This window comes from Aquimarina sp. I32.4, from assembly GCF_002924285.1.
Lineage (GTDB): Bacteria > Bacteroidota > Bacteroidia > Flavobacteriales > Flavobacteriaceae > Aquimarina.
This window is the reverse complement of sequence record NZ_PGUB01000015.1, coordinates 49,252-63,772: the sequence shown is the minus strand read 5'-3', so window position 1 is coordinate 63,772 and position 14,521 is coordinate 49,252. Positions and strand designations below refer to the sequence as shown.

Here is a 14,521-nt window from a genome sequence, read left to right as displayed (position 1 = left end):
CATTCCTTCTTCAACAACTGTTCCTCCCCAACTTGTTTTCCCACTCAAATTATCTAGTTTATTAATGTCACTCTTTAATCTAGACAATAATTTATTTCCTTTATTGTATGTTTTCGCGTCTAAATCATACGTTTTAATACTACATTGCAGAAGTGATCTATAACAATACTAATATGTCTGATTATCTTATCGATAAAAATGTAGCTAAATTATACAAAGGATAAACCGCTATATTTTATAAAATATAAAAAACCAGCTACAAATAAATGTAACTGGTTCTTTGCTTTTATTTCTTACTTGTATGTTTCACAGATTACAAAAATCCGTGCTATCGGGTTAAATTTTATTTTTATTCAAAATTTTATTTCCACTTAAATACAATAAATAGATTCCAAAGATTCCTAATATCGATAATGATACTTCACTATACCAAAGTAATAAATGATTTAGCGGACCATCTACGATGCATACCCATACCATAGCTATTGACACAATAGCTAATAAATAAGAAGCTTCCTTTTGTTTTTTTAGAAAAAACAAACCTATTATACTCAATAAACATAACATCCATTTAATAAAAGTTGTCTGATTACTTTCGTAAAATGCTTCTGTAATATTTGAATATTCGGGATTCATCCTCATTGTAAAATAGTGTAATACGTCAACAATAAGGAAAATGATTATAATGATATTTATAGCTTTACTTTTCATCTTCTTTTTCGTTTTGTTTTTTCTGATATTCGTTTACCCTTTTTGCAGCAGCATCGTATTCTTTTTTATTGTCAAATCTCCTATATGCAAAAGTTCCATCTTTTGTTTTTACAGAAAGCATATATTCTGTAGATGTTTCTCCTCCCTCTGATTTTTCATAACTAAAACCTAAAAACGTACTTCCACCAGCTTCTACACTTAATATTTCTGTAAAATCTTTTACCCCTTCACCTTTTTTATTATATGATTTAGGATTGTCATTAAAACTTAAGCCTAGACCAAAATAAGACGTTCGCATATCATCTTCTCCATAAACTGACCTCAAATAGTTACCAAATCTAACCGCAGAGTTTTCTCTAGCTTTTTTATCTGTTATTCTATATCCTAAATCATGGTCATATGCATGATTTATTTCATGTCCAGTAACGTACGTACTGCTAGGATGACCACCACCAATACCAAATCTCCAAACAGATGAAGGGTAATATATTGTTCTTGATCTTCCAATTTCTCCTTTACCATCATAAGATGAGTTTCTTGACCAAAAAACACTTTCCATTGTATAATTTCGAGCTGAATTAATTAATTGGTCAAGTCTTCCTCTTCCCAAATTAGTGGCTGCTATTTGAGCAAGTTTTGTTAAAGCATCTTTTGTGTTATTCCCAACAATGATTTTTTTACCATCAGGATCTAGATACAAAATAGGATTGTTTGCTGTATATGCATAGGTGCTAAAATCTCTATATTTATCTGCAAGTGGATCAATATTCATCCAACGCCCTAAAGAAATATCATAGTTTCTAGCTCCAAAGTCTAACCATTCTAAACCAAGTTCAGATTGTTCTTCTTTATTCCCAAAACCATAGTTATGTTCCCTACCATTCACGGCAAAATTGTAACCTTTATGTTGCAGCCCAAAGGGATAATAATTCTTCTCTTCTATAATTTCATCCTGAGTAATAGAACCATTCTTATCAGCATCTTTATAAGATAATCGTACGTTACCAAGATGATCTTTAAACTGGTATACATATTTATACCCATCTGCTTCTTTCTCCACATAGCCTTCAGGATGGTTAAAGAACTCAAGATTTCCATTTTTATAGACATGCTTACCTATGTAAGCGGTCTCTGTTGATGAACTTCCCTCTGTAACGATTTTCTTTAATTTCGCTCCAGTGGCGTCGTAAATATAAGTAATATTTCCAGTATCAGAAGCATTATCTACAGTAACTACTGTAGGCAAGTTTAAATGATTATAAGTAATTCCTGTAATGCCTTTGTTTTGATCTGTGAGCATATTCCCATTGGCATCATAGCTATAATCATCATTAGTAGTACTACCATCCTTAAATCCATAAGGCTTATTAGAAGCATCGGTTACTTTTACTAATTTGTTTCCAATATTATTATCACCATATGTATAGTTAAGTTGATCTATTACCCCAAAGTGTTGTGAATTTGTTGGGTCTATATTTTCAACAATAGCACCTGTTCTATGTAGGGTTAAAATATTTCCCATTTTATCATAGGTAACATTACTCAAGTTATATCTGCTATCATTGCTTATAGCGCTATTGATGCGATTCAATCCATCATAAGAATAGGTGTACCATCGTTGTGTATAATCATTGGCAGTTTCCCATTCTGTTTCGCTTATGTTCCCATTAAATAAAGGGGTAGCTCCATGCTCTGGAGTATTATAATTGATCTTAAAAACAAACAGCTTATCAAGAGAAGTGTCTGGATTCGATGGCTGAAAAGCAAGGTTATTATCCTTATTCTTATTAATATCGGTGAGCCATCCTCGTATGTTATAATCATATGTTATATTCTGTAATCCTCCTCCAACAGCTTTGGATTGTAATTGCCCGAGCTCATTGTATGAATTTAAGACCAATTGTACGGGGGCTTGGTCATTGATTTTCTGATATTGTGTTAATAACCTTCCTATATGGTCATATTGGTAGGTATCTATCGTAACAATAGGTGCATTATTATCTTTAAGATGCTGTGTATGCTCCTCTAGTACTTTACCCACAAAATCAAATTTACTTTTTACAACATCTTGAGTATTGAGGTATTCATTCTTTGTAATAGAATAGACTGGCCGTAAACGCTTATTATACCAAGTTGCTGTGGTAATCCAATAACTGGTTCCCAATACTTTTACTTTACTACCAGTAGCTAGCGATTTTGTATTTGCAGCTATTGCTTGTTCCAAACTTGTAGTTGGAGCTGTAAATGAAGTATTTTGTAGAAACTCATAGTCATCATAATAATTAATGGTTAATATTTCTGCATTTTGGGCATTAGGATATCCATCATTGTTATAATACATAGTAACGCCTCCTGTCATAACAGCTATATCACGCTTTACCCATAATGATCCTACAAAACTATTTAGTTCGGTTTGTAGAACATTTCTTTCACGATTATCTATAATACTTCCTGTATATGCAACTCTTCCATAAGTATCATACTTGGTAAAGAGCCATTGGTTCTCTTGTTTTAAAAGAGCATCTTGGGTCATTACTGGTTGATCTAGATTGTTGTATACGATATACTCCCATCCTTTCCCTGGAATTTTCTTTTCTATCAAACGGTTTCTGTAATCGTATTTGTATTGATAGCAAAGTTGGTCAAGTTCATTCTGACTTACCCCATCAGTAGTATTTACTTTAGGTGGGAGTACATATGAGAGATTCCCAAAATCATCATATACATAATAGGTATTATGTTGTTGCCCCGCATTATAGGTTCGTTTTAAGAGTACTCTTCCTTGTTTATCTATAAATTCTTCTGTGGTATGATCACTACCAGATACCCAATTCTCATCTTTGGTAATATTTTTGGTTAGACTTGCCACAGGATAATAGGGTATTGGGCTACTTAAAGTTGTTTCTCCACTAGCAGTAAAAGTAACTGTAAATGCTTGTACTTCATGTATGGTATTGGTAGTGTGTTCAAACTTGATCTCATGTCCGTTACCCATTGCCCAATCTTTTCCTGGAGTAGCTTGTTTTTCTAATCGGGCCAAAGGTGAGCGTTCATGCTGACGTTCTGAGTATGGATTGACCGCTTGATTTTCTACCCCTTGAAAATCATCCTGATATCGATTTTTATAATAATACTGTAACGCAATTTCCTTGTTTCCTTTTCTATAGCTCCCGCTATAGTCTTCTATTCCTTCTACATAAGGGAGATAATCTTTATCTTGTCTACCAATACTTGAATAAGAAAAATGCTGTATAATATCTTTAAAAGGATGTAATTTTCCTCCTTTTGACTGTGCTATTCCTATTTGTTGTATTGGTCTTCCAAATCCATCAAAATAAGTTACCTCCTCAATTACGTCTTGTCGCTTTTGAATTTCTGATAAATCACTAATCTCTTTTTGTGGAGTACGCGTGTATATAAAATTTTGATCACTGATGTATGGGTTGATATACTCATCAGAAGGGCAGCCAGCATCTGTGCCATAAACACCAGGGCATTGATCTCCTTTTATTGCGCTATATCCAATAGGGCGATTACATTGCTGTTTGATATCTCCTTCTTCTCCAAATCCATCATTATCTGCATCAACATACCATACAGTTTCAGGGTGCATTTGATTGTCATCATCTTTACAATCTCCAGATTTTAGCACAAAACCTGTAGGTTGACTACATTGTTTTTTGTTAATAGTAGCATCTCCCCATCTATCTCCATCACCATCTTTATACCATACAGTTTCTGGGTGTATCTGATTATCATCATCTTTACAATCTCCCGATCTCAACACAAAACCTGCTGGTTGACTGCATTGTTTTTTGGTAATAGCAACATTACCCCAAGTGTCTCTATCTATATCTTGATACCATATAACATCTGGATGTGTCAATTCATTATCATCATTACAATCCCCTGTTTTTAAAACATATGAACCTGTAGGTTTTGTACAGGATGATATTACTTTTCTACTAAAACTATTATTTAATTCTGCAGTATCTACGATAACACCCCAGCCATCTTTATCATCATCACGATACCAGTATTTTGGTATTATAGACGGATCATCATCATTACAATCTCCTCTTTTTAAAACATACCCTGGTGGTTGATCACACTGTATTTTTATATTGGTACTACCTCCTTCAGGAGTTATTATAAAAACAGCCTTACCCCAACCATCATTATCTTTATCACGATACCAGTATTTTGGTATTGAATTAGCATCATTATCATTACAATCCCCTTTTTTTAACACATATCCAGGTGGTTGATCACATTGTTGTTTGGTATCGGTCTCTGTACCATAATCATCTCCGTCTTTATCACGATACCACGTTTGAAACTTAATAGCACTGTTATTATCATTACAATCCCCTTTTTTTGTAGAATAGGAATAAGAACCTCTAGGATAACATCCCCAATATGATTTTGCGGAGATTGTGATATAAAGAGGCCTTAGGTTTTGTGAAAATACTGAAGGAACTGGATACCCTTTAAATATAAAACTTCCTTCAGTCAATCTTAAATCCTTCTCACCTCCTTGTCCGTCTTTATCAAAATCTAAATACCATGTTCTTGGAAATACCTGATCATTTGTATCATCACAATCTCCAGCTCTTGTAACATATCCAACAGGTGGATTTGGATTAAATATATTTGGAATATATGATTTCTTATCATTCCAATCACCCCATGTGTCCCCATCAGCATCTCTATAATACTTCACTGATATATCATCAATTGGGCCAATAGGACCAATAGGACCAATAGGAGTAGGAGTTGGGCCAGGAAATATAGGTTGCAGCAATTGCGAATACCCTGTTAGGGTACATAGCATCGCTAGTATGTATATATATAATTTTTTCATAATACAATCTCTTAATAATTAAAATATTTTGAATATCAATAGTTGCTTACATTATTAGTTCTGTAAGTCAAAAGGAGTAAGTGTTGCCCTTTCTAAATCCACCGACAACATGCCTTCTTGAAAAGTTGTAAGCTCACTTTTAATATCCATAATTCTAGTGGGGTTTGCAGAAGGGCCTATGGTAACTCTGCATACTAGCTGTCCTGTTTGACCTATCAGACTTCTTGGTATAAAAAAGATTTCGGTAGTTTCAGGGATAAATATTCCAAGAGGATGTTTTGCCTTTCCTATTTCTATAAACCATTCTGTGGTATAAGGCGTTGTTATTGCTTCTAATCCCGTGATACTATAACGATATCCTCCTCGCTCTGTATACCATCCAGAACTGTAATATGATTTAGGGTATTGTAGCTTAAAAACAGTACTGAACTGTGCAGCACTTGGTATTGTAATATTATCTATTAAATGAGGTCGTGGATAGTAAAATACAGGATGTAAACTAGCTCTACTTCCTTCTCTCCAAGGAAATTCTGTAGCATTAAAATCACTAGGAATAGGAATTTTATATTGTCCGTAATTTAAGTGAACTTTTATACGATCTAGTTCTGTATTTCGATTACCTGTACCTCCAACAGTAATTGTAGTAGAATCAGGATCTTGCTCCAGATCAATATCCCAATTACTATACCCCCAGGGAATATCGAAACCTGTTGAAGGAAAATTAGTATCTTCTATACCTGAAATTGTACTGGCTACTACTTCACAAACATTGGTATTCGAATTTGTTAAAAAATAAGTAGTTGATCTATCATAGGAGTGTAATCCTTTTTTAAATACAACAGGCTTACTATAGTATATTTCTGAAGTAGTTGTTCCAGAAACTGTAGTAGTACCAGAGCCTGTTTTAGTTATTCTACAAAATATTTTTCCAGTTACTCCATTTAGACAACCAACAGGAAACAATACATTGGGTAACTCTGATACAGTTGCAGACATAGTTATTTCTTTCCCATTTGCTAAAACAATACCCCATTCTACTCTATTTGATGTGTTATCTACATCTTTACCTACTAATTTATAAGACATTCCTTTTCTGGCTGTCCACCATCCTGAACTGTAAAACGCATCAGGATAAGGCAGATTGTATCCACTTAAGGTAATAGGCACACTAGGTACTCCATTTTCATGTGCTTTTGGTCTAGGAAAATATAATACAGGATGTAAGCTTTTATTTTTGGTCACAGTATTCTCCTCTATTTCTGGCCAATAATATTCTGATACATATGGTTCATTAGGAATAGGAATACGATAATCTTTTAGAGTCCCCACTTCTATATAAACTTTAGACGATTCATTTCCTACAATATCATTTATATCAACTATTGGTGCTGTTCTGTTACACGGGCTACTTGCTCCTTTATAGCCATAACAATATTCTTTTAGAATTTTACCATAATGATCCTTAATAGTTTGTAAACGGTTAAAATCATCATAATAATAATATGTAGTCATACCTATAGGATCTGTAATACTAGTTACTCCAATTAAAGGGTTGTAAGTATAGGTAGTTATCTGCCCTTGGATAAAGGTAGCTCTCAAAGCATCTAATGCGTTTTTAAATGTTTGCTCTGTGGTAGCATTACTATCTTCATTAGATAGTTGTTGTAATTGTGTAATGGTAGCTTGTGGAATGTCCTTATAAGGAACATTTTTTAAAACCGCAATTATCGCACTGTTTTTATAGCCATAGATATAAGAGGTTTCAACTCCATCAGTTTGCAATACAGACAATACATTACCTGATCCATCATATTGTTTATACTCTATTCTGTTTTCTAAAGCTGTATTTTCTTTGGCTGTTTGTTGCAGTTCTGGAGCTATAATTGAATTTTGCCAAGTTTTAAAACTTGTGCGCTGCGTTTGAATTTTTTTATCTCCTACATAAGATTCACTTTGGATTGGCGTAGTATATCTTTTAGTATTAATCAAATGATCAATTGCCAAGGATTCTGTAGTACTTAGACCAGACAGAGATGTTTTTTCATCGGGATAGTAAAAGATGTTTTTAACAGGCGTTCCTAAACTGTTGGTTGCAGTTTGTTCTTTAAGCACAGAAAACAAGGGGTGATATTTTTGATTTGTTTGAGTAGTTTTGGTGGTACCATCTTTATAAAAATCTTTTACACTTTCTCCTGTTTTTATATGGCGTTGCGATGACAAATCTAATTTTTGTGAATAATAATTTGAACGCGTAGATGGTTCTCCAGATGGATCGATAAAATCCCCTTCTATCTGTATTAGATCTACAGAAAAGGAATCTAAAACATCCTTTGTATAGGTAACATTAGTTCTTTGTAATAATTTACCTGTAGCATCATACAAACGCTGTAGTTTTAGTTTCCCTCGAGATAAACCTTCATCTACCATTACATTTTGGAAACCTCCATTTTTATTATAAAAAGTAACAGCGGGCTCACTTACTGCATTTGTTTGATTTCTAAACAATGTTCCTATATCATATACGGGAGCCTGTATATTAGGCTCGTCCTTTGAGCTTGTATATATATTTTCGGTTATTCCATGATTTTCTCGATTTTTAATCAAAACTCTAGAATATCCAACATATGCACCATCTGTTAGTTCTGCCTGAAATTGTGAAGATGAATATACCTCAAAAAGAAGGTCTTCTAGATTGCCATTTGTCGAATCCCCATAACCAATCTTTACATTACCGTAAGTAGGTATTGCATTTAACTGCCCAGATGGTTTCCAATCGGTATCAATATAACGATAGTCGAGTACCTCTTGATGTCCTGTTTCATCTATAATACGCTGAGATTTGATACGAAGACCTCCTCCTTTTATTTCTTTGGTGTTTACCAAAAAAGAGTTTAGTTCGTATGAAAACTGTGTAGAAGCTCCTGTTGGATATCGTATACTCTTTAAAGCTCCAGCTTTTGCATATTTTAGGTCGGGCACCATAGAATAATCTCCTGGTAATTCACGATAATTTTGACCTAATGAAACTGGAAAAAAGGAATATTTCCCTTTATTAACAGAAAAATATAGCTTTGGAAAGGCTGGATATCCATCACGAGCAATTGCAGGTCCATTGGCATATCCTAAAAAATCCTGATTATAAGTCCCTCGTGGAGGTAATGGTGTTGCATCATAACTAAATACATATCCAGGTAGTTCTCCTCCTATTTTATTAAATATACGAATTCGATCTAGTCGTAAACGCTTACATTCAGGAGTGGTACAATTTAAACTCGATTCAAAATAAGTATACTCAAACTTAAATGTTTTAATTACCTCCCCATGAAAGTTCTTAATTTTAATCATGGTCAAAGCTCGGTCTCCTAATAGGTCTTCTCTATTTTTAGCATGAATAAATTCTACTGAACCTTCTTCAAAAATAATGGTATTAAGTCTGTTTAATTGCGGATGTTTTGTTTTTAAAAACTGAGCCTCATGAACAAAAGGGTTTAGCGGTCTTCCTGTATCAAGACTACTTCCTAGATAACTTTTAACCTGTGTTAATTTAACCTCACTACTTGATAATCTGTAGGTATCATATTCAAATTTTATTTCTCTATGGGTTGTATTACTCTTTATAGATGACAAATGATAAGTATCTACCTGATTATAAGAGTACACCTCATATTTTCTTTCTCTATCTCTTGATTTTGTATGAAATGTATCTGCATTTTGAGAAATATCAAGATTCCCAAATTGATAGGTAATACCTTGTGGATTGGTTATGCTAATATTATTAACACATTTAATGGTTCTTACTCCTTGCCAGCCATCATCAAATCCAAATAGATTAATAGGATTACTCTCTCCAAAAGTAGAAGTAATACTATTCCCTTGATGGTGTAATTCCATCACACTTTTATCCAAGCGATGTACAAATGATGTTGATAATCCTGGGGCATTCACATTGAAAATATCAGGCCTTGGGTCATCATGCTTTGTTTGTAAATTAAATGCATTGGTATTCATATCAGCACTATTATTGGCTGGTAATGCAAAAGGCAAAGTAGCTCCTAATAATGATTGTATTGATGTATGAGAAGCATAATCTAAACGATGACTCCACCCTAAACTTTTTAACGTATAATGATTATCAACTCGAGGTGTTTTTTCTGCTTTATAATAAAAATCCTCAAGACCTTTTACCGTCTTATTTATACTTCCTCCTGCGCTTAATGACCAGTTACTCCCTACTGAGGATGGGATATCACCTATCTTTACCCCAGAGGTATTATACGAGATAGTAATTGGAACACTAAGACCCCCTGATTGAACCTCATATAAAGGAATAGTAACATTTGCCCTACCAGTGTATGGATTCATGGGTATTTGTGTTATTTTTTGAAAGCTAGCCATATTGGGCGTACTTACATTGTAAACACCTAAAGCTGAATTTACATTAAATTGGTTTACAGGAACAGCATTTTGACCAAAGGATGAAATACTGCTTATCCCTAGAATAAATAACCCTATTATTATTTTTCTCATGGTAATACCACAAGAAAATAAGGATACAAATAGTGTATGCATTGTTTGTGAGTTTGTTTTAAGTAATTATTAATTTAATTTTTTCCCAGTGCAATAGTAAGCATTAGAAGTCCCGTTTTTTGAAACTGAAAGAAAAAAAATAACATTTTTTTGAAAAGATTATATTCCCAATACTAACTGCAAGATTACTTAGTGTATGAAAAACAAGTTTAAAGACTGGTAATCAATACATAAACCTGTCTTATATATGTATTCGTTATGTTTTTTAAAATCAAAATGCCAGACAAAATTGTCTGGCATTTGAAAAAAATGTCTTTGTGGAGAAGATGGGATTCGAACCCACGACCTCTTGACTGCCAGTCAAGCGCTCTAGCCAACTGAGCTACATCCCCAATCTTATCAGTAGTAACGATATCGATACCAAAAATACTTATTTTTTTCATTTATAAATACAAAGCATTTTTATTTTTATAACCGTGAGAATAACTCTTCTGATAAATAGTATCTTTGAATATCCCAGATCATTATTTTCTAGCCCATAAAGTTCGTATTTTTGAATTTTCTTACAATTATGATTCGTAAAGCTTTATCCTCTGATCTTACTGCCATTCATTCTTTAACTCAAGATTGTGCCAAGGCTATGATTGCTAACGGAATTCATCAATGGAATGAACACTACCCTACGCAAGAACGTTTTGAAAAAGATGTTCAATCTGGAGAGCTATATCTTTATGAAGAAAATAAGCATCTTATAGGTATAATTGTACTTACCGATTTCATGGATGATGAATATATATCCGTAAAATGGTTAACCAACAACCACAATAACCTATATGTACACCGTGTAGCAGTTCATCCTTTATACTGGGGGCAAGGATATGCACAACAGATAATGACATTTGCAGAACAATATGCCAAAGAAAACCAATATCAGTCCATAAGACTAGACACCTTTAGTCAAAATAAAAGAAATCAAAAATTTTATGAAATCCGAGGATATCAACGTCTGGATGATATTTATTTTCCAAAACAGAGCGAACATCCTTTTCATTGTTATGAGCTCACTCTATGAGTACAATAATTAGTTTTAAAAACATCAACCGTCTCGCTATACCTGCTATTGTTGCTGGTATCGCAGAACCACTACTCTCAATAACAGATACAGCTATTGTAGGTAATATTCCTGACTATGGTACAGAATCTCTTGCTGCGGCAGGAATTGTAGGGTCATTTTTATCTGCTCTAATCTGGATTCTTGGGCAAACCCGTAGTGCTATTTCTGCTATTATTTCACAATATTTAGGAGCAGGTAAAATAGAAGAAGTAAAAACATTACCCGCACAGGCCATCTTTTTTAATATAAGCCTTAGCATAATCGTACTCTTATCCACTGTTTTTTTTGTTGAAGAGATTTTTAAACTTTATAATGCATCAGGTCTCATTCTAGAATATTGTGTAGCATATTATGATATTAGAGTTTGGGGATTCCCGTTGACCTTATTCACTTTTGCCGTTTTTGGAATCTTTAGAGGGCTTCAAAACACCTTTTGGCCAATGATCGTTGCATTGATTGGTGCAATAACCAATATTATACTAGACTTTATACTTGTTTACGGTATCGAAGGAGTTATCCCTTTTATGGGAATTCAAGGAGCAGCATGGGCAAGCCTCATCTCTCAACTTATCATGGCTATTATTGTCTTTGCATTGTTATTAACTAAAACTAATGTGAGTCTCAAATTACGTTTCCCTTTAAACAAAGAACTAGGCAGACTAGTTACCATGAGCCTTAATCTTTTTGTACGATCTATTGCTCTGAATACAGCATTATATTTTGCCACTTCTAATGCCACAGAATATGGCGATGAGTATATTGCCGCTTATACCATAGCAATGAATATATGGATGTTTACTGCATTTTTTATTGATGGGTATGGTGGTGCTGGTAATATCCTAAGTGGAAAGCTACTAGGGGCCAAAGATTACAAATCATTATGGAAACTAAGTAAACGTGTCACTACTTACGGAATTTGTGTAAGTCTCATTCTAGCAACATTTGGATTTATATTTTATGAAGCTATCGGAAAATTATTTACAAGTGAAGCTATCGTGCTCGACACATTTTATAGTGTCTTTTTTATAGTATTGATTGTACAACCTATCAATGGATTTGCCTTTGTATTTGATGGAATATTCAAAGGGTTAGGAGAAATGGGATATTTGAGAAATGTGTTATTAGGAGCAACATTTTTAGGCTTTATCCCAACATTGTATTTATGTAATTTGTTTGATCTAAAACTATACGGAATATGGATTGCATTTACCGTATGGGCCTTATTCAGAGGTATATCCCTTATCCTCAAGTTTAGGAATAAGTTTTTACCCCTAATTACTCAAAAAGGATAAATAAGTATAAATAATAATGGAGCATAGATAAGAATTAAAAGAATTCCTATCCGCAATCTGTTTTTTTCAAAAAATTGTTCTAGCATATTTCCTTAAATTTTATCTACTATTTATATAAACTTCTATTAGATATTATATTACATATAAATAGTATTGATTATTTTTACTATAAAAGTTACAACAATAATGATACCAAGATCCAACGGAAGTTTATATACACATACCGAAAACAATATTGCAACAATAGAATTTGGTCATGATGCCAGTAATTCTTTTCCTTCTATATTACTTACTAGATTAGCGAAAGCTTTTGATGAATTATCAGAAAACCCATCTGTATATGTAATTATCTTAAAATCAGAAGGAGATCGTGCTTTTTGTGCAGGGGCTTCTTTTGATGAATTAACAGTCATATCAAATATAGAAGAAGGAAAACATTTTTTTTCAGGGTTTGCTAATGTGATCAATGCTATGCGAACATGCAAAAAACCTATTCTTGGACGTATACAAGGTAAAACTGTTGGCGGAGGAGTAGGATTAGCTTCTGCATGTGATTATTGTTTGGCTACTGAAACTGCTTCGATAAAACTGAGTGAACTTAGTATTGGCATAGGCCCTTTTGTTATCGAGCCTGTTGTTTCGCGAAAAATAGGTCGTGCTGCTTTTGAAACATTAACATGGGATGCCTCTCAATGGAAGAATGCATATTGGGCCAAAGAAAAAGGGTTGTATGCTCGTGTTTTTGAAACCTTATCAGAATTAGATAAAGAAATACAATTATTTGCCGAAAAAATAGCTAGTTACAACCCAAAAGCAACTCAGCAAATGAAAAAAGTAAGCTGGCAAGGAACAGAACATTGGCAAGAACTTCTTATTGAGAGAGCAATTATATCTGGAGAACTTGCTCTTTCTGAGTTTACTAAAAATGGATTAGAGAAATTCAAAAAATAAGAGAGCTACGGGAAACCTCATTAATTGCCGTATTATTTTTCCTACATTACATCCTTGCAATTTAAAACCTATAATCATGTTAAAAAACCTTTTAAATTTAAGTAATGTTCAGCCTTTAAAAAAAGCAGAACAATCAAGTATTAATGGAGGAGCTTCTAGAAATTGTTTTCTTGATTGCAGACGAGATTATATCACTTGTTTAACAACTGGAGGCTCTAATTGTCTGGCAAGTTATAATGCGTGCAAAACTGCATGCTAAGATTTATTTATTGTGATTTTCTTTTTTTACGAACTGTATCTCACCTAAACCTTATAAAAATAATAAAGCGGGTAAAACCCGCTTTATTATTGCTCTAATACCAAGTATATTATCAAATTCAAAATTTATTTGGTATCATTACATACTAATACCGACTTAATATTAATACTCTTATTTTATATAAAAAACTATGGAAATACTCAGCTTTTTAAGTGGCAATGGATTATTCTTGATATTAGGAATTATTTTGATTGTTGTTTACTTTATAAATAAGAGAAAGAGAAGGTAATCTTCCGTAACTTTGCCAAAAATTACAAAGTAAGCGATGAGTAAAGTTCGTATCACAAAACAATTTTCTTTTGAAACTGGTCATGCCTTATATGGATATGATGGTAAATGTAAAAATGTACATGGACATAGTTATAAACTAAGTGTAACTGTAATAGGAACCCCCATTACAGATACCTCTCATGTAAAACTAGGAATGGTAATCGATTTTGGCGATCTCAAAAAAATCGTAAAAGAAGATATCGAAGATGTTTTTGACCATGCCACTGTTTTTAATAAAAACACACCTCATCTTGAATTGGCAAAAGTACTACAAGACAGAGGACATAATGTTATATTGGTAGATTATCAACCTACCAGTGAGAATATGATTATTGATTTTGCAAAGAAAATTAAAGCCAAATTACCTGAGAATATCAAGTTACATGCTTTGAAACTGAAAGAGACAGAAACATCTTATGCAGAATGGTATGCCTCTGATAATATGTAAACCTACAAGGTCTTGTTCTTTTTTA

The 14,521-nt window shown here is 33.3% G+C and carries 8 protein-coding genes and 1 tRNA gene; 5 read left to right on the top strand and 4 right to left on the bottom strand.

Features of this window, described 5'->3' with window-relative positions:
- Positions 1-336: 336 nt before the first annotated feature.
- The 4 genes from CVD18_RS05350 to CVD18_RS05335 form a co-directional block, all read right to left on the bottom strand.
- Positions 337-711, bottom strand: coding sequence for a hypothetical protein (locus CVD18_RS05350; protein WP_103864413.1), 375 nt, complete (start codon positions 709-711; stop codon positions 337-339).
- The gene (locus tag CVD18_RS05345) at positions 701-5,575 is read right to left on the bottom strand and encodes a DUF6443 domain-containing protein (RefSeq protein ID WP_103864412.1); all 4,875 of its coding nucleotides are present in this window, start codon (positions 5,573-5,575) and stop codon (positions 701-703) included. The genes CVD18_RS05350 and CVD18_RS05345 overlap by 11 nt, the downstream gene beginning before the upstream one ends.
- 54 nt (positions 5,576-5,629) lie before the next feature.
- Positions 5,630-10,144 (bottom strand): hypothetical protein, encoded by a 4,515-nt coding sequence (locus CVD18_RS05340; protein ID WP_146052708.1) that lies wholly within the window; start codon positions 10,142-10,144, stop codon positions 5,630-5,632.
- Positions 10,145-10,420: 276 nt separating this feature from the next.
- Positions 10,421-10,494: transfer RNA gene (locus tag CVD18_RS05335), tRNA-Ala, on the bottom strand.
- Positions 10,495-10,655: 161 nt separating this feature from the next.
- Here CVD18_RS05335 and CVD18_RS05330 point away from each other — a divergent pair.
- The 5 genes from CVD18_RS05330 to CVD18_RS05310 all read left to right on the top strand — a co-directional run bounded on the left by CVD18_RS05330 (position 10,656) and on the right by CVD18_RS05310 (position 14,496).
- Positions 10,656-11,174 carry a GNAT family N-acetyltransferase gene (locus tag CVD18_RS05330; RefSeq protein ID WP_369858581.1) on the top strand — a complete coding sequence of 173 codons (519 nt, stop codon included), beginning with the start codon at positions 10,656-10,658 and terminating at the stop codon, positions 11,172-11,174.
- Positions 11,171-12,508, top strand: a complete 1,338-nt coding sequence (locus CVD18_RS05325; RefSeq protein WP_103864409.1) for an MATE family efflux transporter — start codon at positions 11,171-11,173, stop codon at positions 12,506-12,508. Before CVD18_RS05330 ends, CVD18_RS05325 begins: the two co-directional genes overlap by 4 nt.
- Positions 12,509-12,694: 186 nt before the next feature.
- Positions 12,695-13,459, top strand: coding sequence for an enoyl-CoA hydratase/isomerase family protein (locus CVD18_RS05320; RefSeq protein ID WP_369858580.1), 765 nt, complete (start codon positions 12,695-12,697; stop codon positions 13,457-13,459).
- 76 nt (positions 13,460-13,535) lie between these two features.
- Complete coding sequence (locus tag CVD18_RS05315) at positions 13,536-13,718, top strand: hypothetical protein (RefSeq protein WP_103864408.1); 183 nt, start codon at positions 13,536-13,538, stop codon at positions 13,716-13,718.
- 325 nt (positions 13,719-14,043) lie between these two features.
- Complete coding sequence (locus CVD18_RS05310; protein ID WP_103864407.1) at positions 14,044-14,496, top strand: 6-carboxytetrahydropterin synthase; 453 nt, start codon at positions 14,044-14,046, stop codon at positions 14,494-14,496.
- Positions 14,497-14,521 lie beyond the last annotated feature (25 nt).